The 25,107-nt window shown below is 62.8% G+C and carries 19 protein-coding genes and 2 pseudogenes; 20 read left to right on the top strand and 1 reads right to left on the bottom strand.

Translation table 11 applies throughout. The annotated features are described in order from the left end of the window. Positions 1-71 precede the first annotated feature (71 nt). The 20 genes and pseudogenes from QW379_01895 (at position 72) to QW379_01990 (ending at position 23,312) form a co-directional block, all read left to right on the top strand. Complete coding sequence (locus QW379_01895; GenBank protein ID MEM2869161.1) at positions 72-2,105, top strand: CoB--CoM heterodisulfide reductase iron-sulfur subunit A family protein; 2,034 nt, start codon at positions 72-74, stop codon at positions 2,103-2,105. A gap of 83 nt (positions 2,106-2,188) precedes the next feature. Further along, complete coding sequence (locus tag QW379_01900; protein ID MEM2869162.1) at positions 2,189-2,713, top strand: 4Fe-4S dicluster domain-containing protein; 525 nt, start codon at positions 2,189-2,191, stop codon at positions 2,711-2,713. 79 nt (positions 2,714-2,792) lie between these two features. Next, positions 2,793-3,719, top strand: coding sequence for a heterodisulfide reductase-related iron-sulfur binding cluster (locus QW379_01905; GenBank protein MEM2869163.1), 927 nt, complete (start codon positions 2,793-2,795; stop codon positions 3,717-3,719). 76 nt (positions 3,720-3,795) lie between these two features. Further along, positions 3,796-4,347: a CBS domain-containing protein gene (locus QW379_01910; protein ID MEM2869164.1), complete on the top strand. Its 552-nt coding sequence runs from the start codon at positions 3,796-3,798 to the stop codon at positions 4,345-4,347. Next, on the top strand, positions 4,344-4,778 hold the full coding sequence (locus QW379_01915; GenBank protein MEM2869165.1) for a CBS domain-containing protein: 435 nt from the start codon (positions 4,344-4,346) through the stop codon (positions 4,776-4,778). The genes QW379_01910 and QW379_01915 overlap by 4 nt, the downstream gene beginning before the upstream one ends. A 67-nt stretch (positions 4,779-4,845) precedes the next feature. Next, entirely contained in the window at positions 4,846-6,675 is a 1,830-nt protein-coding gene (locus QW379_01920) for a CoB--CoM heterodisulfide reductase iron-sulfur subunit A family protein (protein MEM2869166.1), read from the top strand. A 13-nt stretch (positions 6,676-6,688) separates the two neighbouring features. Continuing rightward, complete coding sequence (locus QW379_01925) at positions 6,689-7,237, top strand: hydrogenase iron-sulfur subunit (GenBank protein MEM2869167.1); 549 nt, start codon at positions 6,689-6,691, stop codon at positions 7,235-7,237. Then, positions 7,230-8,411 carry a (Fe-S)-binding protein gene (locus QW379_01930; GenBank protein ID MEM2869168.1) on the top strand — a complete coding sequence of 394 codons (1,182 nt, stop codon included), beginning with the start codon at positions 7,230-7,232 and terminating at the stop codon, positions 8,409-8,411. The genes QW379_01925 and QW379_01930 overlap by 8 nt, the downstream gene beginning before the upstream one ends. Continuing rightward, positions 8,408-8,848 carry a hydrogenase iron-sulfur subunit gene (locus tag QW379_01935; protein ID MEM2869169.1) on the top strand — a complete coding sequence of 147 codons (441 nt, stop codon included), beginning with the start codon at positions 8,408-8,410 and terminating at the stop codon, positions 8,846-8,848. Before QW379_01930 ends, QW379_01935 begins: the two co-directional genes overlap by 4 nt. Continuing rightward, positions 8,848-12,153 (top strand): CoB--CoM heterodisulfide reductase iron-sulfur subunit A family protein, encoded by a 3,306-nt coding sequence (locus QW379_01940; protein ID MEM2869170.1) that lies wholly within the window; start codon positions 8,848-8,850, stop codon positions 12,151-12,153. The genes QW379_01935 and QW379_01940 overlap by 1 nt, the downstream gene beginning before the upstream one ends. A gap of 23 nt (positions 12,154-12,176) precedes the next feature. Further along, positions 12,177-12,611 (top strand): annotated as a pseudogene (locus QW379_01945) (hydrogenase iron-sulfur subunit). Positions 12,612-12,668: 57 nt separating this feature from the next. Further along, the gene (locus QW379_01950) at positions 12,669-13,829 is read left to right on the top strand and encodes a (Fe-S)-binding protein (GenBank protein ID MEM2869171.1); all 1,161 of its coding nucleotides are present in this window, start codon (positions 12,669-12,671) and stop codon (positions 13,827-13,829) included. Between the two features lie 49 nt (positions 13,830-13,878). Then, positions 13,879-14,154, top strand: a complete 276-nt coding sequence (locus tag QW379_01955; protein ID MEM2869172.1) for a hypothetical protein — start codon at positions 13,879-13,881, stop codon at positions 14,152-14,154. A gap of 31 nt (positions 14,155-14,185) precedes the next feature. Continuing rightward, positions 14,186-15,508 (top strand): CoB--CoM heterodisulfide reductase iron-sulfur subunit A family protein, encoded by a 1,323-nt coding sequence (locus QW379_01960; GenBank protein ID MEM2869173.1) that lies wholly within the window; start codon positions 14,186-14,188, stop codon positions 15,506-15,508. After that, positions 15,505-17,541, top strand: coding sequence for a CoB--CoM heterodisulfide reductase iron-sulfur subunit A family protein (locus tag QW379_01965; GenBank protein MEM2869174.1), 2,037 nt, complete (start codon positions 15,505-15,507; stop codon positions 17,539-17,541). The genes QW379_01960 and QW379_01965 overlap by 4 nt, the downstream gene beginning before the upstream one ends. Before the next feature lie 4 nt (positions 17,542-17,545). After that, positions 17,546-18,091 (top strand): 4Fe-4S dicluster domain-containing protein, encoded by a 546-nt coding sequence (locus QW379_01970; GenBank protein ID MEM2869175.1) that lies wholly within the window; start codon positions 17,546-17,548, stop codon positions 18,089-18,091. Further along, on the top strand, positions 18,088-18,966 hold the full coding sequence (locus QW379_01975) for a CoB--CoM heterodisulfide reductase iron-sulfur subunit B family protein (protein MEM2869176.1): 879 nt from the start codon (positions 18,088-18,090) through the stop codon (positions 18,964-18,966). Before QW379_01970 ends, QW379_01975 begins: the two co-directional genes overlap by 4 nt. A 10-nt stretch (positions 18,967-18,976) precedes the next feature. Further along, positions 18,977-19,378 (top strand): annotated as a pseudogene (locus tag QW379_01980) (hydrogenase iron-sulfur subunit). Positions 19,379-19,751: 373 nt separating this feature from the next. Continuing rightward, entirely contained in the window at positions 19,752-22,865 is a 3,114-nt protein-coding gene (locus QW379_01985) for a CoB--CoM heterodisulfide reductase iron-sulfur subunit A family protein (GenBank protein MEM2869177.1), read from the top strand. Beyond that, the gene (locus QW379_01990; protein MEM2869178.1) at positions 22,866-23,312 is read left to right on the top strand and encodes a hydrogenase iron-sulfur subunit; all 447 of its coding nucleotides are present in this window, start codon (positions 22,866-22,868) and stop codon (positions 23,310-23,312) included. A 350-nt stretch (positions 23,313-23,662) separates the two neighbouring features. On the opposite strand, the gene QW379_01995 is transcribed toward QW379_01990, so the two are convergent. Then, on the bottom strand, positions 23,663-25,105 hold the full coding sequence (locus QW379_01995; protein MEM2869179.1) for a Ni/Fe hydrogenase subunit alpha: 1,443 nt from the start codon (positions 25,103-25,105) through the stop codon (positions 23,663-23,665). Positions 25,106-25,107 lie beyond the last annotated feature (2 nt).

The following is a 25,107-nucleotide window of genomic DNA, read 5'->3' on the forward strand; positions in this document are numbered from 1 at the left end:
TGCGGATGTGAGAATTCGGGAAGGAGGCGAGCGCGGGGCCAGGGTCGGGAGCGAGACGGAGGGAGGATGCTTTGGGGGATAGGGGGGGGGCCGGGGGGCCAAGGATAGGGGTCTTCGTCTGCCATTGCGGCTCCAACATCGGTGGCACGGTGGACTGCCCGGCCGTGGCCGAGTATGCTACCACGCTGGAGAACGTGGTCGTGGCCAGGGCCAACATCTACACCTGCTCCACCGTCGGTCAGGAAGAAATAAAGAAGCAGATAAGGGAGCACGGTCTGGACAGAATCGTGGTCGCCTCCTGCACTCCGCGGCTCCACGAGGCGACATTCAAGAGGGTGGGGGAGGAGGCTGGCCTGAATCCGTACATGGTCCACATGGTCAACCTGCGCGAGCAGTGCTCCTGGGTCCACCAGGGCGATAAAGAGAGGGCGACGGAGAAGGCGAAGGAGCTCGTCAGGATGGGCGTGGCGAGGGCGAGGATGCTCGAGCCCCTCACCGCGCAGGAGCTCGGGGTCGAGAGGAGGGTTCTGGTCATTGGGGGGGGCATCGCGGGCATCCAGGCCTCTCTCGACCTCGCCGCGCAGGGATTGGAGGTCGTGCTCGTCGAGAGGCTCCCGAGCATCGGTGGAAGGATGGCCCAGCTCGACAAGACCTTTCCCACGGGCGACTGCGCGATATGCGTTCTGGCGCCGAAGATGGTCGAGGTGCTGCACACCCCGGGCATCCGGCTGATGACCTACTCCGAGGTCAGGGAGGTCGCCGGCCACGCGGGCAGCTTCGACGTCAGGATAGAGAGGAAACCGCGCTACGTTGACGAGAGCAAATGCGTCGGCTGCGGCATCTGCGCCGAGAATTGCCCCGGCGGCGCCCCGAGCGAGTTCGACATGGGCATCGGGAGGAGGAAGGCGATCTACGTCCCCTTCCCGCAGGCCGCGCCCCTGAAGTACACGATAGACCCCGCGAGCTGCATACACTTCAAAACGGGCAAGTGCGGCCTCTGCAGGAAGAACTGCCCGACGGGCGCCATCGACTTCGAAATGAAGCCGCAGGAGGTAAGGGTCAGGGTGGGCGCGATCATAGTCGCCACGGGTTTCGACCCCTACACCCCCCACGTCCACGGCTACTGGGGCTACAGGGAGTTCGCAAACGTCATCACGGCCCTCGAGCTGGAGAGGATGATAAACGCCTCTGGCCCGACGAGGGGGGAGGTGCGCAGACCCTCGGACGGGGCGGCGCCGAAGCGGGTGGCGTTCATCCAGTGCGTGGGCTCGCGCAACTGGAAGGCGACCTCGAACAAGTACTGCTCCCGCGTCTGCTGCATGTACACGATGAAGCTCGCCCAGCTCCTGAAGGAGCACTACCAGGACATCAGCACCTCGGTCTACTACATTGACATCCGGGCCTTCGGGAAGGGCTTCGAGGAGTTCTACCACAGGGTCAGGTCAATGGCCGGTGTCGAGTACATCCGGGGCAGGCCCGCTCGCCTGACCGAGGACCCGCGGACGAAGAACATCACCATCCGCGCCGAGGAGACCCTGCTGAACAAAATCACCGAGAGGGAGTTCGACCTTGTGGTCCTCTCGATCGGAATGGTACCCTCCGAAGGGACGGAGGCGCTGGGCCGGATGCTCGGAATTCCGAGGAGCCCGGACGGCTTCTTCCAAGAGGTCCATCCGAAGCTCAGGCCCGTGGACACCTCGCGCGACGGGGTCTTCATATGCGGCTGCGCCCAGGGGCCCAAGGACATCCCGGACACCGTTGCGCAGGCCAAGGCCGCGGCCTCGAGCGCGGCGGCGATGCTGGCGCGCGGGAAGGTAATCCTCGAGCCCACCACGGCGGAGGTGGACGAGGCGCTGTGCGAGGGCTGCGGGCTCTGCGCCAGCCTTTGCCCCTACGGCGCGCCCTCGCTCGTGGAGACCGGGAGCGGCAAAAAGGCGAGAATTCAGAAAGCCCTCTGCCACGGCTGTGGCACCTGCGCCGCGGCCTGCCCGCGCCTGGCGATAACCGTCAGGGGCTTCAGCGACGAGCAGCTCGAGAGCGAGATGGCTGCGGCGCTCCCGGGCGAGGGGGAGAAAGTGGAGAACGGAAGGGGGGTGGGAGGATAGAGAAGAGCGAGAAGAGGGCGACACAGGGGGGCAGGGCCGAGGGGGGGAGCGGGAACAGCGCCGGGGCGGAGGAGGCCCTGATCGTGGAGGACAGCGTCCTGACGGGTCAGGAGCACGACCCCGACTTCGTCTCGCAGATAATCAGGTACGGCGGGCACGACGTCCAGACCTGCCTCCAGTGCGGGAACTGCACGGGCGTCTGCCCCGTCTCGCTCAAGACGCCCTACAAGACCCGGAACCTGATAAAGCTCTGCCAGTACGGCTACAAAAAAATATTTTTCTCGATACCCTGGATCTGCGCGGGGTGCCACCGCTGCTACGAGCACTGCCCCGCGGACATCGACCCCGCGGAGGTGTTCGTCGCGATCCGGCACATACAGGTCAGGGAGAGGGGCGTGCCCCGCTGGATAAGGGACAACGTCGGCCTGATTCTCAGGAATGGGTTCGGCGCGGTGCCGAGCGACGATATAAGGAGGTACAGGGAGAGGCAGGGCCTCGAGCCCCTGCCCAACACCCTGCCGGGCTACAGGACTGCGCTCGAGGAGCTCGCGACGATATTCCGCCGGACGGGGTTCGACAGAATTCTAGGTCTGGAGGAGAAGAAATGAGCGCGGCGGGCCGCGGGGAGAAGGCCGGTGAGGGCCGCCGGAAGGGGGCCGGAAAGAGCCGGGGCGAGGGTGTGCGGAAATGAGGTACGCGCTTTTCTCTGGCTGCACGATACCCAACAGGTTCCCGGGTGTGGAGTACGCGACGAGGGAGATTCTCGGCGAGAGATACCTGGGCGCGGAGCTCCTGGATGTGAAGGAGTTCACCTGCTGCCCCGCGCTCCCCACATTCTACTCGTCCGACAGGTTCACCTGGCTCACCGTGGCGGCCCGGAACCTGACGGTCGTCCAGGATCTGGGCGCGGACCTGGTGACGATATGCAACGGCTGCTTCTCTTCTCTCCTCAAGGCCTCGGAGGAGCTTCAGAACGTTCTGAAGTGCAACATGGTCAACAACGTCCTGGCCGACATAGGGAGGCAGTACAGGGGCAGGCTGGTCCGCACCGAGGGCCACAGGAACTTCTACGAGCCCGTGCGGGTCAGGCACATCATCGAGGTCCTGTACAATGACTTCGGGAGAAAGAGGATAGAGGCGCTCGTGAGGAACCCGATGAGGGGCGTGAGGGCGGCCGTTCACTACGGCTGCCACTACCTGAGGCCGACCATCCGCACCACGATAGACGACCCCGCGAACCCCGTGATGCTGGACGAGCTCGTCGAGGCGACCGGGGCGGAGAGCGTGAGGTACCCGGAGAAGCTCGCCTGCTGCGGCGCCGGGGGAGGGGTCAGGCTGCAGGTGCCGCGGCTCGCCAACGCCATAACAAAGGACAAGCTCGACAGCATGCTGGCGGCGGGGGCCGAGTGCATCGTAACAGGGTGCCCCTACTGCCTCTTCCAGTTCGACCATGCCCAGAGGGAGCTGAGAATCTCGTCGCTTCCCGTGCTCCACATCTCCGAGCTGCTGGCCCTGGCCTTCGGCATAGACCCCGACAGGCTTGGCTTCGAGTGGCACTTCGTGACCGTGCGGCCCTTCCTCAAGAGGCTCTATCCGTCGGTGGTGGAGGGATGACGCGGCCGCTTTTCAGTACGCTGGCTTTCTGCGGCGCCCGGCGGGGCGCATCTGGAGAGAAACCGGAGGGGGAGAGATGACGCTGAGAGATCTGGAGCTGAAGGGGGATTATAAGACCATCAGTCCGGACGCGAGCGCCGCGGAGGCGATAGCGCTCATGGCGGAGTACAGGGTCCCCCTTCTCCTTGTGGAGAAGACCGGCCCGGGGGACACGGAGGGCGTCATTACCCGGCGCGACATCATCGGCAAGCTGATCGCCGAGGGCCTGGACCCGGAGAGGGTCACAGCGCGCGAGCTCGCCTCCAAGCCCCTGCTCATCCTGAACAACGTCGAGGTCGCCATCGAGTGGGTGGCGGCCGCAATGGCCCAGTGGGACGTCTCCTGCCTGGCCATATTCGACAGGGGGGAGTTCAGGGGCTTCGTCACGGACCGGGACGTTCTCCGGGGGTGGCTCAGGAGGCTGGAGGGCGGGGGGAAGGCGCAGGCCGGTGCTGAAATTGGAGCGGGAGTCGGGGGCGAGGGCGCCGGCGGCGGAGCCGGAGGTCGCCGGGAGGGGCGGGAGGCTGTCCCGGGCGCGGGAGGCCGCGACGCGGGGGCGCGGGATGCGCGGGAGGGCGGTGCGCAATGATTCCTCTACAGAACGCTATAAAGAAGTTTAGAATCGACACGATTCCGGCGGAGGCGACGGCGCTCGACGCCCTGAGAAAGATGGCGGCGTCCGACTTCGCCCCGCTCCTCGTTCCCAGAAAGGGCCGCAACGACGCCTATGGCATTGTGACCAGGGGGGACCTTCTGAAGAAGGTCTTCGCAGCCGGGAGGGACGCGAAGCAGGTCCGGGTCTCGGAGATAATGAGCAAGCCCCTGATCACCGTGAACGATCTCACGATGGACCTCAGGTGGGCCGCCAGGCTGATGACGCGCTGCGGGGTATCGGCCCTGGCGGTGCTGGACAGGGGAGAGTTCTACGGCTTCATCACCGACGCCTGCATTATAGAGGAATATTTCAACGAGATGAGGAGGGAGAAGGTCCACAGGACGGGGGAGATGCTGTCGTGCTAGGGAATTCGGAGGCGCCGGAGGATGGCGCGGGGGGCCGGGGAGCGGGGGCGAGCCCGGGGGTGGTCACGTGACCACTGGGGCGCTGGGAGCGCCGGCGGGGCGGAAGGAGGGTGGCGGGGCGAGGGTCGCGGTCTTCCTCTGCACCTGCAAGAGCGAGCTGGGGAAACACCTCGACATGGAGAGGCTGGCCCCAGCGATATCAGAGCTCCCCGGAGTGGCGATGGTGAGGGTCCAGGAGGCCCTCTGCGTCCCGGAGGGCCAGAAGGAGATGGTCGAGGCCTGGAAAGCGTCGGGGGCGGACAGGGTCGTTGTCGGGGCCTGCACGCCGAACATACAGGGCCTGATAATGCGCGACGCCCTCGAGCGCGCCGGGCTGAACAGGTACCTCTACGAGCAGGTCAACATACGCGAGCTCTGCGGCTGGGTCCACGGCGACAGGGCGGTCGCGACGGAGAAGGCCCTGAGGCTCCTGAAAGCCGCCGTCGCGCGGTCCGCGGAGCTCGAGCCGCTCCAGGACGTCGAGCTCGCGGTGGTTCCCGAGGCGCTCGTCGTTGGAGGAGGGGTTGCGGGGATGGAGGCGGCGCTTTGCATCGCAGAGAGGGGCTTCAGGGTCCATTTGGTCGAGAGGAGCGACAGACTCGGTGGGAGGGCCTACAGCCTGAGCGTGACCTTCCCCACCCACAACTGCGGAATCTGCTGCATGCAGTACTGCAAGGAGTGCGTGCTCACGCCCAAGGTGGAGAGCGTTCTCCAGAACCCCCGAGTCAATGTCTACCTGTGTAGCGAGGTCGAGTCCATCGAGGGCGGCTTCGGGGACAGGAGGATCAGGCTCAGGACGCCCGGGGGCCCCGTGGAGCTGAGGGTCGGGACGATAGTCGTCGCCTGCGGCTCGGACGTTTTCGACGCCCGGAGAATTCCCGAGTACGGCTACGGCGTCTACAAAGACGTGGTCACGACCATGGACCTGGAGAAGATGCTCGCCCGGGAGAGGGAGTTCCTAGGGAGGCTCGTCAGGCCCTCGACGGGCGAGGTGCCGCGCAGGGTGAACTTCATCCAGTGCGTCGGCTCCAGGGACAGGGTGAAGGGGAACCTCCACTGCTCCCTCGTCTGCTGCACCTACGCGATAGGACAGGCGAGGGAGATCCGGAAGCTCCACCCGCAGACCGAGGTCTTCGTTCACTACATTGACCTCAGGGGACCCTACAGGGGGTTCGAGGAGTTCTGCGAGCAGGCCAAGGCCGAGGGTGTGGTTTTCGTCCGGGGCCGGGTGTCGGAGGTCAGGGAGACGAAGGAGGGGCTGAGAATTCGGTTCGAGGACACCGACCTCGGGAAGGTCCTGGACATGCCAACTGATCTCGTGGTGCTGGCGGTAGGGCAGGAGCCCGCGGCGGGCTCGAAGGAGCTTGCGAAGCTCCTCCACCTCCAGCTCGACCAGGACGGGTTCATAAAGGATCTCAACCCCAACTTCCCGGCGGAGTACAGGAGGGGGGTCTTCGTGGCGGGCTGCGCCGAGGGCCCCAAGGGGATAAGGTACTCCATCGAGGACGCCAAGATCGCGGCCTCCGCCGCCGCCGACATGATGGCCGCGGGCAGGATAAGGAAGACCCGGGCCATCGCGGTCGTGGACGAGGAGAGGTGCCGGGGCTGCGGGAGGTGCGAGGAGCTCTGCGAGTACGGCGCCGCGAAAGTGGTCGAGAAGGGCGGCAGGATGGTCTCGGTGCGAGACGAGGCGCGCTGCGAGGGCTGCGGGGCCTGCGCCGCGCAGTGCTGCAGCCGCGCGATTCAGATAAAGCACTTCACGAGGCCGCAGATGGAGGCGGAGATGAGGGAGCTGCTGGAGAGGGCGGGGTCGAGGGAGAAGGGGGGCGGGGGCCGGGCGGGGGAGGGCGCGGCATGACGGAGGGCGGCGCATGAGCGGCGGCGAGGAGACCGGGGGCGCCGGGGCGGGGGCCGGGGGGCCGGGCGCGGCCGGCTTCGAGCCCTCGATAGTGGCCTTCACCTGCGCCTGGTGCGGCTACCCATCCGCGGTGCTGGCGGGCGTGAACAGAATCGAGTACCCGCCCGGCGTCATGATCATCAGGGTGATGTGCTCCGGGATGGTGGAGCCGGCCTACATCATGAAGGCCTTCGAGTACGGCGCCGATGGAGTGATCATCGTCGGCTGCCAGATGGACAACTGCCACTACATGGTCGGGAACAAGAGGGCGGAGGAGAGAGCCGCGATGATGCGCGAGCTGCTCGACCTGCTCGGAATCGGTTCGGCGAGGCTCAGGACGGAGTGGATAAACGCCTCCCAGAGGGTCGAGTTCGCCAGGGCGATGAACGAGTTCTCGGCGCGGCTGAGGGAGCTGGGGCCCGGCCCGGTTAGCCCTGGATGTAGAGACGGGGGAGTGGAGGATAGTATGGTGGAGCGGCCGGGGAGGGATGGGGCCCTTGGAGAGAGGTACCTGAATGAGTGAGAAGGTGGTCAGGAGAATCATCGAGGACACGCACGCCTTCGACTGCGTCGAGTGCGGCAAGTGCACCTCGGTCTGCCCCCTGACCAAGCACAACCCGGACTTCGCCCCCAGGCTGATGGTGGTCAGGGCCCTAGACCGCCCGGACCCGGAGGCCCTTGCGGGGGAGAGGGATCTCTGGACCTGCACGACCTGCGGCATGTGCACCTCGATGTGTCCCTACAAAGTGGACTACACGGAGTTCATCAGGGCCCTGAGGGCCGAGGGCGTTCTCAGGGGCGTGGACCCCGAGTGCTCCCAGGGCGGCCTGCTTCATTCGATGATGAGGGTGATGGCGAAGGGCGCGCTGGTCCAGAACCGCCTCGGCTGGGTTACGGATGGACTGAAGGTCGCGGAGAGGGGGGAGCTGTACTACTTCACCGGCTGCGCGAGGCACCTGGCCACGGTGTTCAGGGACAGGAAGGGGCTGGACATCGGCGGCGTCCCGGGGGCCGCGGTCAGGATAATGAACGCCGCCGGGGTGGTTCCAGCGATGAGCCGGGAGGAGGTCTGCTGCGGCCACGACCTGAACTGGATGGGGGACGAGGAGCACTTCGCCATGCTGGTTGACAGGAACGTGGCCGCGATCAAAGCGACGGGAGCGAAGCGCGTGGTTTTCACCTGTCCCGAGGGCCTGCGCACGTTCAGGAAGGACTACCCGCTCGTCGCGGAGGAGGACATCCCCTTCACCGCGGTGCACATATCGGAGCTCATGGCGGCCTGGGTGCGCGAGGGGAGGCTGAGGTTCAGGGAGACAAAGAAGAGGGTCGCCTACCACGATGCCTGCAGGCTCGGGAGGCATATGGGTATATACGACGCTCCGAGGGAGCTCCTGAGGGCGATTCCGGGCCTGGAGCTCGTCGAGATGGAGGGCTCGCGCGAGAGGTGCCTCTGCTGCGGGGTGTCGGGCTGGATGGGCTGCGGGGCTGGCACAAAGCTCCTCCAGATGGACAAGCTGATGGAGGCGAAGAGGACGGGCGCGGAGGTGATGCTGACCTTCTGCCCGAAGTGCCAGATACATCTGGACTGCGCCGCGGCGGACAAGGTTCCTGTGGACCGCGCTCTGGTCGACATCCCGGTGAGGGACTTCACGGTCTTCACGGCGGACGCGCTGGAGAAACGGAGGTCTGAGCCTTGACGGACTTCGAGCCAAGAATTCTCGCGTTTTGCTGCAACTGGTGCGCCTATGCCGGAGCTGATCTGGCGGGCGTGAGCAGAATTCAGTACCCGCCCAACGTCAGAATCGTCAGGGTGATGTGCTCGGGGCGGGTGGACATGGCGCACGTCGTCAGGGCCTTCAGGCAGGGAGCGGACGGGGTGCTCGTCGCGGGCTGCCACCCGGGAGACTGCCACTACATCAGCGGGAACGAGAGCGCCAAAGCGAGGATGGATTTCCTGCGCAGGTTCCTCGAGGGCGTCGGCATCGAGCGCGAGCGCCTCAGGCTGGAGTGGATAGCGGGCTCGGAGGGGGCGAAGTTCGCCCGCGTTGTTCAGGAGATGGTGGAGCAGATTCGGGCGCTGGGGCCGCTCCGGCAGGGGCCGGGGCAGCACCGGACGGGAGGTGGGGGGGCTTGATGGAGAGCGCGGGAGAGAGGGCGCCCGGGGCGGGAGGGGAGGGGCCGGTGGATGCGGAGGGGGCCGGGCGGCCGGATGCGGCGGGCGGGGCCCCCGCAGATGGCACCCCCGGCGCAAGGGTCGGTGCGGTTCTTGTGGTGGGTGGCGGGGTGGCCGGCATTCAGGCCGCGCTGGATCTGGCGGAGGGCGGTTTCAAAGTCTACGTGGTTGAGAAAACGCCCAGCATCGGCGGCGTCATGGCCCAGCTCGACAAGACCTTCCCGACGAACGACTGCGCGATGTGCATACTCGCGCCCAAGCTTGTCGAGACGGGCAGGCACAGGAACATCGAGATAATCAATAACGCGGAGGTCGAGGGGGTCGACGGGGGGCCGGGGAGATTCACGGTCACAGTGAAGCGAAGGCTCCCGTACATCAACCCGGGGAAGTGCACCGCCTGCGGCCGCTGCGCAGAGCTCTGCCCGATAGAGACCCCGTCGGCCTTCGAGGAGGGGATGTGCGACAGGAAGGCGGTTTTTATACCCTTCCCTCAGGCTGTGCCCCTTTGCTACACGATTGACAGGAGGGCCTGCGTCGGCTGCGGCCGCTGCGCGGCGGTCTGCCCCGCAAAAGCGGTGGAGTTCAGCCCCGAGGAGACCGAGACCAGGACGCTAGAGGTCGGCTCCATCGTCCTTGCACCCGGCTTCGAGAAGTTCGACCCGAGAATGCTCAGGGAGTTCGGCTACAGGGTGTTCCCTAACGTGATCACGAGTATAGAGCTCGAGAGGATGCTGAGCGCCTCGGGGCCCACGAGAGGCCATATATTCCGGCCATCCGACGGAAAGATTCCCGAAAAGCTCGCTTTCATCCAGTGCGTTGGCTCGCGTTTCGGGGAGCTGAGGCAGAGGTATTGCTCCGCGGTGTGCTGCATGCTCAGCGTGAAGGAGGCGCTCATCGCGCAGGAGCACGTGCGCGGGCTGAGGAGCACGATATTCTTCATGGACATGAGGGCGTTCGGGAAGGACTTCGACGAGTACTACAGGCGCGCTGAGAGGGAGTACGGCGTGAGGTTCGTCATGTGGAGGCCCTCGCACATAACCGAGAAACCCGGGAGCCTCAACCTAGAGCTCACCTACGAGACGGCCGAGGGTAAGCTCGTAAAGGAAGAATTCGACATGGTCGTCCTCGCCGCGGGCATCAGGCCCCCGGCGGAGGCCCGGAGCCTCGCCAGGGTAATGGGCATAAAGCTCAATCCCTACGGCTTCTGCCAGACCGGCACCTTCACCCCGACCGAGACATCGAGACCAGGAATCTATGTCGCAGGCGCATTCGCGGTCCCCCAGGACGTCCCCGACTCCGTCGCGAACGCTTCGGGCGCCGCGGCGAGGGCGGCCTCCGTCATTGCTACAGTGAGGGGGAAGCTCGTCCAGCCCCCCGCCCTGCCCCCCGAGACCGACGTCTCAGGCCAGGAACCCCGCGTCGGGGTCTTCGTCTGCCGCTGCGGGATTAACATCGCCGGCACGGTGGACGTGGCGAGGGTCGTCGAAGCGATCAAAAAGGAGAAGGGGGTCGTCTACGCCGCCGAGAACACCTACACCTGCTCTCAGGACACGCTGAAGAACATCCAGGCGAGAATCAAGGAGTACTCGCTGAACAGAATCGTCGTGGCCTCCTGCACCCCGAGGACACACGCGCCCCTCTTCCAGGCGACGATGAGGGAGGCCGGGCTCAACCCCTACCTCTTCGAGATGGCGAACCTGCGCGAGCAGTGCTCCTGGGTACACATGCTCGAGAGGGAGGAGGCGACGGAGAAGGCGATAGCTCTGGTCAGGATGGCCGTGGCCCGGGCCCGGACGCTCCAGCCGCTCCAGAGGCTCAGGACGCCGGTGAAGAAGAGCGCGCTGGTGATCGGGGGCGGAATCTCGGGGATGACCGCGGCCCTCGAGATGGCGGCGCAGGGGTACCCAGTCACCCTCGTCGAGAGGGAGCCGGAGCTCGGAGGAATCTCGAGGAGGATACACTACACACTCGACGGTCTCGACGTGCGCGGCCATCTGGAAGACTTGATAAAAAGGGTCGAGAGTGCTCTTCTCGTGCGCGTCCTGAAGAGCACAGAAGTCAAGGCGGTCGAGGGGTTCGTAGGGAATTTCAGGGCGGTGGTCGGCCCGAGCGGGCGGGGGGCGGGAGCGGAGGGGGTTGTGGAGGCCGGCGTGATAATCGTCGCCACCGGCGGAAGGGAGTACAGACCGGAGGAGCACCTCTTCGGAAAAAATGAGAGGGTCATCACCCAGCTGGACCTCGAGGAGAGGATTGCCTCAGGAGCCCTCCCGTCCCTCAAAACGGTCGTAATGATTCAGTGCGTGGGCAGCAGGAACGAGAGGAGGACCTACTGCAGCCGCGTGTGCTGCACCGAGACAATCAAGAACGCGCTCAGGCTGAAGAGGGAAAGGCCGGAGGTTCAGATATTCATCTTGTACAGGGACATGAGGACCTACGGCTTCAGGGAGGAGTGGTTCAGGGAGGCCAGGGAGCTCGGCATCAACTTCATCAGACACGAGGACGCCGAGCCGCCACTAGTGGAGGAAGAGGGCGGCGGTCTGAGGGTGACGGTCCGGGACCCGGTCATCGGGAGGCGGGTGGTGATTCGCCCCGACCTGGTCGTTCTCGCCGTGGCCACCCTCCCCGCCGAGGGCGCGGAGGAGCTGGCCAGAATGCTCAAGGTACCTTTGAACAAGAGCGGCTTCTTCCTGGAGGCGCACGTCAAGCTCAGGCCGCTGGACTTCGCCACTGATGGAATATTTCTCTGCGGCCTCGCCCACTCGCCGAAATTTGTGGAGGAGTGCATATTCCAGGCCCAGGGGGCGGTCGCGAGGGCATGCGGAATTCTGTCGAAGGACGAGCTGGAGGCGGAGGCCGCGGTGGCTGTCGTGGACGAGGCGAGGTGCAGGGCCTGCGGGACGTGCGTGAAGGCCTGCGACTTCCGGGCCCCGGAGCTCGTGGATAAAGGGGACGGGAGGAGGGTGTCGCGCATAAATCCGGCGCTCTGCAAGGGCTGCGGGAAGTGCGTGGCTCTATGCTGCAATAGGGCGATATCCATCCTTCACTTCGGGACGGAACAGATAATGGCGGCGGTGGAGGCGGCGCTGTGCGGCCCATGCGATGGCCCGGAAGGAGGGCCCGACGCCGCCAAGACGGTCGAGGGTGTAGGTGCGAGCGGGGGCGAGAAGGGTGAGGCTGCGGGTGAGGGAGCGAGCGGGGGAGGGGGCGGCGCCGGTGGGATGGAGGAGAGACAGGGTTCTGGACCGGGCGGGGGGATGAGGGAGTGAGCGGCCGGGAAAGAGGGGGTACTGTGGCGGAGGCGGGTGGGGGCGCGCCGGGCAGCTCGAAGGGCTTCAAGCCGAGAATACTGGCCTTCTGCTGCAACTGGTGCTCCTACGCGGGCGCGGACCTCGCGGGCGTCTCGAGGCTCCAGTACCCCCCCGACATAAAAATCGTGAGGCTGATGTGCTCTGGCCGGGTGGAGCCAGTGATAATTCTCCGGAGCTTCGAGCTCGGCGCGGATGGGGTCCTCGTCATGGGCTGCCACCCCGGCGACTGTCACTATATCAGCGGCAACCTGGAGGCCGAGAAGAACATCAGGAAGACGCACGGCGTGCTCGAGGTTCTGGGTATCGAGAGGGACAGGCTGAGGCTGGAGTGGGTCTCGGCCTCGGAGGGCCAGAAGTTCGCGGAGACCGTGAGGGAGTTCGTTGGAAGAATAAAGGGGCTGGGCCCGCTCCCCCTTGTACGCGGAGGTGCGGGAGCCTCGGGAGCTGCGGGGGCGGCGGGGAGAGCGGCGTGCGTGGGCCTGGCGAAGGAAAAGCTGGACAAATTGATAGAGAGGACCGGCGCCTTCAACTGCGTCGAGTGCGGCAAGTGCACCTCGCTCTGCCCCGTGACCAAATACAATCAGGAATTCGCGCCCAGGCTCCTCGTGGTCAGGGCCCAGGAGGGCATGGGGGCGGAGGCCGGGAGCGAGAAGGATCTCTGGACCTGCCTGAGCTGCGCGCGGTGCAGCGCCAAGTGCCCCTATAAAGTGAAGTACAACGAGTTCGTGAGGGCGCTGAGGGAGGAGGCCTTCAGGGCGGGCGCGGGACCGGTCTGCTCCGAGGGGGGGCTGCTCAGGACGATATCGAGAATTCAGGCCAGGCCCGGGCTCAAGCAGAACAGGCTTGGTTGGCTGACGCCGGATCTGAGGGTTACAGAGAGCGGGGAAACTGTGCTCTTCATAGGCTGCGTGCCGTACTTCGAAAAAATCTTCTCGGAGAAGCACCCCGGACTGCTCGAATCTCCAAGGGCTGCGGTGAGAATTCTGAACAAGCTGGGCGTGACGCCGGTCGTCAGTGGCGAGGAGAGGTGCTGCGGCCACGACGTCTACTGGACCGGGGACACGGAGACCTTCGAGGCGCTGGCGAGGCTGAACATCGAGTGGATGAGGAGAGCAGGAGCGAAGACCGTCATCGCCATCTGCCCCGAGGGATTCCGGACGCTCCTGAAGGACTATCAGAAGGTCGACCCGGGCTTCGACGCCGAGGTGCTGCACATCAGCGAGTACCTCGCCGACGCGCTTGAGGACGGGAAGCTGAAGTTCACGAAAGAGGTGAGAGAGACGGTCACTTACCATGACGGCTGCAGGCTCGGCAGGCACATCGGGGTCGTCGAGGAGCCCAGGATGCTGCTGGAGAAGGTGCCGGGCCTGAGGCTCGTCGAGATGGAGAACTCTGGCGAGGACACCGCGTGCTGCGGCGTGAGCGCGTTCGCGGGCTGCGATTCAGTGTCGAAGCGCCTCCAGGTGGACAGGCTCAGGCAGGCGAAAAAAACCGGCGCAACGAAAATGCTGAGCTTCTGCCCCAAGTGCCAGATACATTTCAGGTGCTGCCTCTCAGGAGAACTCCCTTTGCCCAAGGAGGAGGTTGAGGTGGAGATTGTGGACTTTCTCGCGCTACTGGAAAGGGCGATATGACAACACAATTTTCCACGACATATATAAATATAATAACGGTATTAGCAACATGCCCGCATGGCGGGTGAGGGGGGAAATGGCCGAGATAAAGGAAAGGGAGGATGAGAAAATACCAGAGGTGCCAGATGGGGACAGAAGGATAGTCATGATAGAGCTTTCCTGCGCCCACAGGAATTGCAGCCCCTGCACCTACCCCAACTGCCAGAGATACGTCAGGGAGACGAGAGGAAAAAAGCCCATGGTCGCAAAGGTCATCGAGCTCAGCGCGGAGGAGTATGAAAGAATAAGGAGAGGGCAGAGCGGTGCTCCGAGGTCTGTTGAGTAGGTGATGGTGGCAGAGTCGGGAGGGCGGTTTAATGAATGTGAGCGCTCTTGTTATCGGCGGGGGAATCGCGGGCATACAGGCGGCCCTTGACCTGGCGGAATCAGGAGTTAAGGTGCACCTCGTAGAGAGGAGCCCGAGCATCGGCGGAAGGATGGCCCAGCTCGACAAGACCTTTCCGACAAACGACTGCTCGATCTGCATCCTTGCGCCGAAGATGGCCGACTGCTACGGCCACCCGAACATCAACGTCCTGACCTACTCGGAGCTCATCGAGCTCCACGGCGAGGCGGGGAACTTCACGGCCCGGATAATGAAAAGGGCGCGCTACGTCGACGAGGACAGGTGCACTGGATGCGGTGAGTGCATGGACAAGTGCCCGACCAAGGTGCCCAATGAGTTCGAATATGGGATGTCGGTCCGCAAGGCGATATACATTCCATTCATGCAGGCCGTTCCCCGCGTCGCTCTGATAGACAGGGACCGCTGCCTCATGCTCACCAAGGGCAAGTGCGGCCTCTGTCAGAAGACATGCAAGCGGGGCGCGGTGGATTACGAGATGAAGGACGTAATATTGGAGGTGAACATAGGCGCGGTGGTCGTTGCTGTGGGCTTCGACCTCTGGGACCCGTCGGTGGCCTCTGAGTACGGCTATGGAAAGTACCCGAACGTCTTCACTTCCATGGAGTACGAGAGGATGCTCAACGCCTCCGGCCCGACCGGGGGCCAACTGAGGCGCAGGAGCGACGGCGAGAGACCGAAGAGGGTCGCATTTATACAGTGCGTCGGCTCGCGCAACCCGAGCCTCGGCCACCCCTACTGCTGCGCTGTCTGCTGCATGCACTCGACCAAGCAGGCGATAATATCGAGAGAGCACTACGACGACATAGAGAGCACGATTTTCTACAAGGACATCCGCACCCCCGGCAAGGGCTTCAACGAGTACATGGAAAGGGCCAGGAGCGAATATGGAGTGAGGTACATAAACTCTGACGCGACTGTGGAGGAGAAACCCGAGAATCACAATCTTTATGTTCTTTACGACGTCGCCGGGAAGAGCGCAAGGGAGGAGTTCGATGCAGTCGTGCTAGCGGTGACGCTCGTTCCAAGGAAAGGTGTAGATAGCCTGGCCCGTGTGCTAGGGATATCCATCACGGAGCACGGATTCTTCAAATCCGCGGACAGAATTCTGAGGCCGTCCGACTCGACGAGGGAGGGGATTTTCCTTGCGGGCTACTGCGCCTCGCCGGTGGACATACCCGAATCCGTGGCCCAGGGCTCGGCCGCCGCGGCGAGGGCGATGGATGTGATTCTCTCGACCGCCAAAAGGAAAGGGGAAGCGGAGGTGAGGGCTTGAGCAGCCAGGATGAGAGAGACGCCGCTCGCCCCGGAATCGGCACCTGCGACGCCGGGTCCGAAGAAGGGGCCGAGAGAGCACGGGGCGGAGGAGGGGAGACGAGGGGAGGCCCGGCCGGAGGGGCTGAAGAAGGACTTAGAATCGGAGTCTTCGTGTGCCACTGCGGACACAACATCGGTGGCTTTGTCGACGTGCCGGCGGTGACCGAGTACGCGAGGAATCTACCCGGCGTGGTCTACGCCACCCACAACCTCTACACCTGCGCCGAGGACGGTTTGGCATCGATAAAAAACGCGATAAAGGAGCACAATCTGAACAGGGTCGTGGTAGCCTCCTGCACCCCCAGAACACACCAGCCCCTGTTCCAGTCGGTCTGCGAGGAGGCGGGACTGAACAAGTACCTCTTCAACTTCGTGAACATACGCGAGCAGTGCTCGTGGGTTCATATGAAAGAGAAAGAGAAGGCAACGGAGAAGGCGAAGGATTTGATAAGGATGGGCGTGGCCCGAGCCGCCATGCTCACGCCCGAGACCGAGTCCAGGGTGCCAGTCGAGCCTTCGTCTCTTGTCATAGGCGGGGGAATCAGCGGGATGACAGCCGCCCTCTCTCTGGCCGACAAGGGCTTTCAGGTTTATCTTGTGGAGAAGGAAGCGGAGCTCGGGGGGTTCGTGCGCAACCTCCACAACCTTTTTCTCGAGGGTGGGGACCCGATGGAGACCCTCAAGCCCATCATAGACCGGGTGACGTCTCACCCGAAGATAACTATATTCCTGAGCTCACGCGTGGCTGGGGTGGATGGCTACGTCGGGAACTTCAGGGTGAGAATCGCTCCTTCGCCCCCAGCCGGGCCCGAGGCCGGGGGTCCCTCCGGAGCCACGGTCGCTCCCGCGGCTGCGCCCCACGGAAATGAGCGGGAAGTGAAGGTGGGTACGATAATAGTCGCGACTGGCGCGCTGGACTACATGCCCGAGGGGCTCTACGGCTACGACACATATGACAACGTGGTCAACCTGACAGAGTTCGAGATTTTGTGCAAGAAGAAGAAGCTGCCAAAGATAAGCAGCATCGCCTTCATCCAGTGCGTCGGCTCAAGGGGTGAAAAGTTTTCCTATTGCTCGCGAATCTGTTGCAACGTCGCGATCAAGAACGCCATCAACCTCATGGACAACTTGAACAACATGCTTGGGAGGGAGGTTGTCGAGGGGCAGGAGCAGCTCATCAGCAGGATATCCGTGGAAGAGAAGGCGCCGGAGGACATCACGGACCGCAGGCGGCGGAGGAGGAGGATGGCTGCCGAGGAGGAGTCGCCAGTCTCTGTCACGGCCCCGGCGGGCGCGGGGGTCGAGGTCACGATATTCAACAGAAGCATCACGGCCTACGGAGTCGAGCACGAGCTCTATTACAACAAGGCGAGGGAGAAGAGAATTCGCTTCGTCAGGTACACGCCCGACCACAAGCCCACCGTCACGAGGGAGGGGGAGAAGCTCGTCGTGACCTACTGGCACGAAACCCTGAAGACGGAGAGGAAGCTCCCTGTGGACATGGTCGTCCTTAGCACCCCGCTCGTCCCCCAGCCCGACGCCGGCGAGCTCTCGAAGATTCTCAAGGTCCCGCTGGGCCAAGACGGCTTCTTCCTAGAGGCCCACGTAAAGCTCAGGCCTGTTGACTTCGCGACGGACGGTATATTCGTATGCGGAACCGCTCGGGGACCGGCGGACATCACCGAGTGCGTGCACCAGGCGCTCGCGGCCGCTTCAAGGGCTGCTATCCCGATGATGCGGGGCTACGTGCAGGCGGAGGCCCTGACCTCAATGGTTGACGAGGAGAAATGCACCGGCTGCCACACCTGCGAGTGGGTCTGTCCCTACTCGGCGATACAGGTTGACCCCGGGAGCGGGAAGGCAAAGGTCACGGAAGTGATGTGCAAAGGCTGTGGGACCTGCGCGGCCTCCTGTCCGCAGGGAGCGATAAAGATGAAATCATACACCACAGAGGGCCTCGTCGCCCAGATCAAGGCGCTCTCAGGAGGGTGATGAATTGCCAGAGGACGTAATCGACGCAAGCGAGCTGGACCCGGAGTTCAAGTTCGAGATAGCGAGACAGCCGGGCGGGGAGAACATAAAGCTGTGCTTCCAGTGCGGAACTTGCAGCGGAACCTGCCCGGTGAGGGCAATAAACGACCGCTACAACCCGAGGCGCATCATACGGATGGCACTGCTGGGGATGAGAAAAGAGGTTCTGTGCAGCGACTTCATATGGTTGTGCTCCACTTGCTACGCCTGCCACGAGCGCTGCCCCCAGAACGTCCGCATCCCAGAGCTGATGATGGCCATCCGGAACATCGCAATAAAAGAAGGCAACGTACATCCCCTGTACAAATCGTACGTTGAGATGCTGGACAAGCACGGTAGACTCCTCGAGGTCGGGGAGTTCGAGAACGAGAAAAGGAGGAAGCTCGGACTGCCCGAGGTGGCCACGGACGTCGAGAGGGTGCGCAAGGTGTTCGACGCCACGAGAATTCGCGAAAAGGTTGAGGGGAAGCTGGCTGAGAGGGTTTGCACCACGGGGGAGGGGTCGAAATGAAGGACTATGCCCTTTTCCTGGGCTGCACCGTTCCCGTCAGGGCACTCCACTACGAAGCCCCAGCCCGGAAGGTCGCGGAGAAACTGGGAATTCGGTTCATTGACATCAAGGAGTTCGGGTGCTGCGGGTTCCCGCTGGAGGGCGCGGACCACCTAACACACCTCGTGATGGCCGCCCTGAATCTGGTGGCGGCAGAGAAGCGTGAGCTCGAGATCGTCACGCTCTGCAGCGCCTGCACCGCCACCCTGACCAAGGCCGACAGAGTGCTCAAAGAAAACGCCCACCTCAGGGAGGAGGTCAACAAGGCACTGAAGGCCCACGGCGAAGAGTTCAGGGGAAAGACAAGGGTCAGACACTTCGCCCGTGTGCTCCTGGAGGAGGTTGGGCTGGACAAACTGAAGGCCTCCGTGACCAACCCATTGACGGGCATCAAAATAGCCTCTCACTACGGCTGCCACTACCTCAAGCCCTCGGAGATATACGACGGCTTCGACAGCCCGGAGAGACCCGAGACACTCGACAAACTGGTGGCCGCCACCGGGGCCACTCCCGTTGACTATGAGGACAAGCTCCAGTGCTGCGGCGGCGGAATTCTGGGAATCGACGAGATGACGGCATTCAAGATGTCACAACAGAAGCTTACGCACATAAAGGAGGCGGGCGCGGACGCGATGACATTCATCTGCCCCTTCTGCGCCGTAATGTATGACATCAACCAAAAGGCGATAGAGACCAAGGTTGGGGGCAAGTTCTCCATTCCGGGGCTCTACTACCCGCAGCTGCTCGGCATCGCGATGGGATTCAGCCCGGCCGAGATGGCCATCAACCTGAATCGCACGCGAGTGACGATAAAATTCCCGGAGCCGAAGGGATAGGGGGGAGGCGATGGGGGACTTTGAGCCCAAAATACTGGGTTTTCTGTGCAACTGGTGCTCCTACGCCGGAGCCGACCTCGCCGGCGTGAGCAGGATGCAGTATCCCCCCACGCTGCGCGTCATCAGGGTGATGTGCTCGGGCCGTGTTGACCCTGTTCTCGTGGTCGAGGCGCTTCTTTCCGGAATCGATGGGGTCCTCGTCGCGGGCTGCCACATAGGCGACTGCCACTATATAGCAGGAAACCATTATACCGAGAAGCGCATGGGTGTTCTGATGGGCCTTCTGGATAAAACCGCGTTCAGGGGCAGGGTCCGGCTGGAGTGGGTTTCCGCCTCGGAGGGCTCGCGCTTCGCGGAAGTCGTGCGCTCCCTCTCGGAACAGATCTCGGCCCTCGGTCCCAATCCACTCAAGGAGCACCCGGAACTCAGGCCGGAGCTGCAGGCGATAAAGGACACAATGGCGAACAAGAGGGTTAGGAACGTGCTAAACAAGTTCCTCCACCTCGTGGAGAAGGGGAACGTCTATGGGGAGCGGTTGAAGCGGGAGGAAATGGACCAGACAATCGCGGAGGTCGTGAGGGCGGAGCACGCGCGCGCCCTCATCTTCAACCGGGCGCTCGAGAGACCCATGTCAGTAAAGGCGCTGGCTGGAGCTACCTCCCTCCCCGCCCACGAGGTGCTGAGGCATATCGCTGTGATGAAGAAGAAGGGCCTGGTCGAGCTCTGCGGGCAGGAGGGGCAGTACCCTCTCTTTGCAGCGGTCAGTCGGGAGAGGGGGGTATAAAATGGCGGGAGTGCCGGAGGGAGAGCGGGGTGGGGGCGCGACCCCTGGAGGCTCGGGAAACGCTGGAGCACTTGGCGCACCTAGGGATAAGGTAGGTGCGGTGCTAGTGGTCGGGGGAGGAATCGCCGGGATGCAGGCTTCCCTGGACCTCGCGGACGCGGGCTTCAAGGTATATCTCCTCGACAACAAGCCATCGATAGGCGGCGTGATGGCCCAGCTCGACAAGACTTTCCCGACCAACGACTGCTCGATGTGCATCATGGCGCCCAAGCTCGTGGGGGTCGGGAGGCACCACAACATAGAGGTTATCACCAACGCTGAGCTCCTCGACGCTGAGGGGAGCGCTGGCAATTTCAGGGTCAGAATCGCCCGCCACCCGCGCTACATCGACCCTTCTAAATGCACCGGCTGCGGCACCTGCGCCCAGGAGTGCCCCGTGGAGGCGATCGATGAATACAACGAGGGGATGACCGAAAGGGCCGCGATATCGGTTCGATACCCCCAAGCCGTTCCCCTCGTGTACTCCATAGATAAAAACAGGTGCATCGGCTGTGGGAGCTGCGAATATGCTTGTAGGGCGAGGGCGATAAGATATGACGACAGAACAAAGGAGGAGGCTCTCGACGTCGGCGCGATCATCCTCTGCCCAGGCTTCGAGGTCTACAGGCCCCGCCCTGGGAACCCCTACGGTTACGGCGTCTTCAAGAATGTCGTGACGAGCATGGAGTTCGAGAGAATTCTGAGCGCCACCGGCCCCTACGCTGGACATGTGATGAGGCCCTCCGACGGGAAGGAGCCGGAGAGTGTGGCCTTCATCCAGTGCGTAGGGAGCAGGGACCAGAGGAGCAACCTCTACTGCTCGGCCGTTTGCTGCATGTACGCCACTAAAGAGGCGATAATAGCGCAGGAGCACGCCCGCGGTCTGAGGGCAACGATCTTCTTCATGGACATGAGGGCCTTCGGGAAGGAGTTTGACTACTACTACAAGAGGGCTCAGGAAGAGTATGGTATTAGATACGTTCGCTCCCGGGCCCCCTCTGTTTCCGAGCTCCCGGACGGCGGCCTGAAAATAAAGTACGAAGACGAGAATGGGGAGATGAGGGAGGAGACATTTGACATGGTCGTCCTCTCAGTCGGTCTTTGCCCGCCCCGGGGCCTCGAGGAGTTGGCGGCCAGGCTCAAGGTCAAACTCAATCAGGACGGTTTTGTCGACACAACCATGGCCTCCCCTCTCTGCACAAATGTCCCGGGAATATTTGTGTGCGGCGTGGCCCAGTCCCCCAAGGACATCCCGGACACCGTGGCCCAGGCCTCTGGGGCGGCGGCCCTGGCGGCGAGCGTCATCGCTCCCGCTAGGGGCACTAGGGTCAGTCCGAAGGAGTACCCCCAGGAGCTCGACGTCTCGGGCGAGGAGCCCCGCATCGGGGTCTTCGTGTGCCACTGCGGTATCAACATCGGCGGCGTCGTTGATGTGCCATCTGTGGTGGAGTACGCAAGAACGCTTCCAAACGTCGTCTATGCGGAGAACAATCTCTACACCTGCTCTGACGACACCCAGAAGAGAATTAAGGAAAAAATAAAAGAGCACAGGCTGAACAGGGTCGTCGTAGCCTCCTGTACACCAAGAACGCACGAGCCGCTCTTCATGGACACCTGCAGGGAGGCGGGGCTGAACCCCTATCTCTTCGAGATGGCGAACATAAGGGACCAGTGCTCCTGGGTCCACATGAATGAGCCCAAAAAAGCGACAAAGAAGGCCAAGGACCTCGTCCGGATGGCGGTCGCGAAGGCCCGGAAGCACGTACCTTTGAAGAAGGGCACCCTGCCCGTGAAGCAGTCTGCGCTCGTGGTCGGGGGGGGGCTGGCTGGGATGGCCGCTGCGCACAATCTTGCGGAGCAGGGCTTCGAGGTTCACCTCGTCGAGAGAGAGAAGGAGCTCGGCGGGAATCTGCGCCGGAGCCGCTTCCTCCTTTCTAAAAAGGACGACCCGAGGGCGATTCTCAAAGAATTTATCGGTAAGGTGACTGGGCACCCAAGAATAAAGGTGCATCTGGCGACCGAGATAAGGGGACTGGAGGGGTTCATCGGGAACTTCAGGACCACGCTGGGGCCTGCAGAGGGGAGCTCGCACGTGGAGGAGGTCGTCGAGCACGGGGTCGTCATCGTCGCCACGGGCGGCGTGGAGTATGTGCCGACCGAGTACCACTACGGGAAGGACCCGCGCATAGTGACCCAGCGGCAGCTCGAGGAGCTGCTGGCCGACGGGAAATTCAAGGGAAAGAATGTGGTGATGATCCAATGTGTCGGCTCGAGGGACGAGAAGAACCCCTCCTGCTCTAGGATATGCTGCGGCCAGGCCATCAAAAACGCGTTGAAGGTCAGGGAGCTCTCGCCATCAACGAGCGTTTATGTGCTATACAAGGACATAAGGACATACGGGTTCAGGGAGGAATACTATCGCGAGGCGTCTGAGAAGGGCGTGGTATTCCTGAGGTGGGACGACAGCGCGAAACCGGAGGTGACTCTAGGGAAGGAGCTCAGGGTGAGGGTCAGGGACCCACTGCTGGGCAGGGACATGTCCATCCCTGCCGACTGGCTCGTACTCAGCGCGGCCGTCAGGCCGGCACCAACCAACCCCCGCATCTCCGAGCTTCTGAAGGTCCCTCTGAACCGCGATGGCTTTTTCCTCGAGGCCCACATGAAGCTAAGGCCTGTGGACTTCGCTACCGAAGGGGTTTTCCTTTGCGGGATGGCCCACGGCCCCAAGTTCATTGACGAGGCGCTCTCGCAAGCCTACGGTGCCGCCTCGCGCGCCGCCACCGTTCTCTCACGAGACACGCTTGAGATCGAGCCAACGATATCCACCGTCATCGATGCCAACTGCGACGGCTGCGCCTACTGCGTAGACCCCTGCCCATTCAAGGCCATCACGCTGGTCGAGTACGAGAAGGACGGCCAAACGAAGAAGACGGTGAGGGTGAACGAGGCGCTTTGCAAGGGCTGCGGCTGCTGCATGGCAACCTGCCCGAAGAAGGGGATTTACGTAAAGAGATTCAGTCTGGAGCAGCTCTCGGACATGGTGGACGCCGCTCTCGAGTCGCCGGAGGTGGAGTGAATGGGCGAGGCAGAGGGTCAGGAAACCGCGAAGGAGAGGCCCTTCGAGCCTTTGATAATCACTTTCTGCTGCAACTGGTGCTCCTACGCCGGCGCGGACCTTGCAGGGACATCGAGAATTCAGTATCCGCCGAACATACGAATTATAAGGGTGATGTGCTCCGGTATGGTCCATCCAAATCTGGTGATCGATGCCCTCACCAAGGGCGCCGACGGCGTCCTGATATGCGGCTGCCATATCGGCGACTGTCACTATCTGGACGGGAACAAAAAGGCGCAGCAGAGGGCCGAGGCCATCAAGCTGATGCTCATGGACCTCGGGATAGAGGAGGAAAGGTTCAGGCTGGAGTGGGTCTCGGCTTCGGAGGGCCAGCGGTTCGCCGAGGTCGTGAGGGACTTTGTGGAGAAGGTCAGGGCGCTGGGACCGAGCCCGTACAGGCAGAGATAACAGCGCATAGATTTGAGCAGCGCTCACCGGCTACGGGGTCTCCTCTGGCTCCTCCCCCACTTTTCGGCCATTCGTCTTATCACCTTTATGTCACCGGCCATTGCCCCAAGCGCATTTCCAAACCGGTCTTACTTGATGCCAGGCCTGTCGAATTCCTCGCCCATGTGCCTGTCCATGGCTTTTATCGCTCCTAAAGTTGTCCTTTCCCACGCTCCCATCCCTCTGGTTCCTTTCGTAACCGGTTATCTCAAGTGGGGGGCGAGCTCATCAACGAGTTCCCGATAAGCCACCGCCTTCATTATAGCTTTCGCTGAGCGTATAAAAAACGGCGAGCCCGCGAGGGGCCACCATCAATTCCTGAAGCTGTCCAGCAGGACCCCCCTGTGGTCCCTAATGTCCACCTGGACCTGAACCCTCCCGTCGAGGGTGTGGGTGGCGCAGGCGAGGCACGGGTCGTAGGCCCTTATCGCCACCTCGATCTCATTGAGAATGGTCTCGTCGTAGTGCCCGTTCTTGATGAGACTTTTAGCCGCCTGCTTGACTGACATGTTGATCGGCCCGTTGTTGTGTGTGGTCCCCACAATAAGGTTCACTTCCTTGATGAGGCCCTTCTCGTCGGTGGTGTAGTCGTGTATCAGCGTCCCCCTCGGCGCCTCCACGGAGCCTATGCCTCTGGCGGCTCTGACAGTCACAGCCTTCCGGGTGTCGGTGCTGGTGATTTCGGGATCGTCTAGTAGCTGGTTCAGGTGCTCTGCGTTGTAGAGGAGCTCTATCAGCCTGGCCCAGTTGTATAGAAGAGTCTGCTGGGCGGGCCTTCCGAATGTCTTCCTGAATTCGTTCAGCTCCGCGTTTGCCAGAGGCGTCCGAATCTTGTCGCAGACGTTTATCCGGGCCAGAGTGTTGGTCCTGTACATTCCGCCTGGGTTGTCGGGGTCCAAGGAGTAGGGGCCGAGCTCCGGAGCGTAGGGGAACTTCAGGTAGCTCCAAGGCTCTACGTGCTCTTTGATGTGTTTGTCATAATCCGTGACCGGGAACTCCTTTATATCCCCGCCGGCGCTCATCAGCCTGATTTTCCCGTCGTAGAGGTCGAGGGCCCCCTCCTTGTCCACAGTGCCCATGAAGCCCGTCCTGATGACGCCCAGAGTCTTCACGAGGTCGATATATTTCGGGAATATATTCTCCTTGGCGTTCTTGATGGAGAACTGGGCGATGTCCAGCAGCTCCCTCCCCCACTCCTTGAGCTTCTCCCTCTCTGTAGAGCTCAGGGGCTTGCTGAAGCCGCCCGGCGTCGCGGCGACGGGATGAATCGACCGCCCGCCGATTATCTCGACCGCCTTGTTGGCGTGGAGGCGCGCCATGGCCACCTTGGTCGCGACATCCGGCATCTTCTTGATTATCCCGAAAATGTTCCTCTCGCCCACGGGGGCTCCGGGGCCCATGATAAAGTCGGGGGCAGCGAGGAAGTAGAAGTGCAGGAGATGCTCTTCGACGTATGCAAAGGCGTTGAGCAGCTCGCGCAGCTTCCTTGCAGCGGGCGGGATGTCCACGCCGAGCACTGCGTCCCCCGCCTTGGCGGATGCGAGGTGGTGCGAGACCGGGCAGACGCCGCAGATGCTCGTTGTTATACGCGGCATCTCCTCGACTGGTCTGCCCCTGCAAAACTCCTCAAATCCGCGGAGAAGGGTTATGTGGAACTTTGCGTCGTCCACATTGCCCTCTGCATTCAGGTTTATCGTCACTTTGGCGTGGCCCTCGATTCTCGTTATCGGCTGTATGGTAATGGTCTTCTGCATCT

It is taken from the genome of Thermoplasmata archaeon, from assembly GCA_038851035.1.
Classification (GTDB): Archaea; Thermoplasmatota; DTKX01; order VGTL01; family VGTL01; genus JAWCLH01.

Excerpts from the sequence above, each read along its gene's own strand:
- QW379_01905 (MEM2869163.1), top strand. The coding sequence starts at position 2,793 with ATGAGGTACGCGCTTTTCTCTGGCTGCACGATACCCAACAGGTTCCCG.
- QW379_01910 (MEM2869164.1), top strand. The coding sequence starts at position 3,796 with ATGACGCTGAGAGATCTGGAGCTGAAGGGGGATTATAAGACCATCAGT.
- QW379_01915 (MEM2869165.1), top strand. The coding sequence starts at position 4,344 with ATGATTCCTCTACAGAACGCTATAAAGAAGTTTAGAATCGACACGATT.
- QW379_01925 (MEM2869167.1), top strand. The coding sequence starts at position 6,689 with ATGAGCGGCGGCGAGGAGACCGGGGGCGCCGGGGCGGGGGCCGGGGGG.
- QW379_01930 (MEM2869168.1), top strand. The coding sequence starts at position 7,230 with ATGAGTGAGAAGGTGGTCAGGAGAATCATCGAGGACACGCACGCCTTC.
- QW379_01940 (MEM2869170.1), top strand. The coding sequence starts at position 8,848 with ATGGAGAGCGCGGGAGAGAGGGCGCCCGGGGCGGGAGGGGAGGGGCCG.
- QW379_01955 (MEM2869172.1), top strand. The coding sequence starts at position 13,879 with ATGCCCGCATGGCGGGTGAGGGGGGAAATGGCCGAGATAAAGGAAAGG.
- QW379_01960 (MEM2869173.1), top strand. The coding sequence starts at position 14,186 with ATGAATGTGAGCGCTCTTGTTATCGGCGGGGGAATCGCGGGCATACAG.
- QW379_01975 (MEM2869176.1), top strand. The coding sequence starts at position 18,088 with ATGAAGGACTATGCCCTTTTCCTGGGCTGCACCGTTCCCGTCAGGGCA.
- QW379_01985 (MEM2869177.1), top strand. The coding sequence starts at position 19,752 with ATGGCGGGAGTGCCGGAGGGAGAGCGGGGTGGGGGCGCGACCCCTGGA.
- QW379_01990 (MEM2869178.1), top strand. The coding sequence starts at position 22,866 with ATGGGCGAGGCAGAGGGTCAGGAAACCGCGAAGGAGAGGCCCTTCGAG.
- QW379_01995 (MEM2869179.1), bottom strand. The coding sequence starts at position 25,105 with ATGCAGAAGACCATTACCATACAGCCGATAACGAGAATCGAGGGCCAC.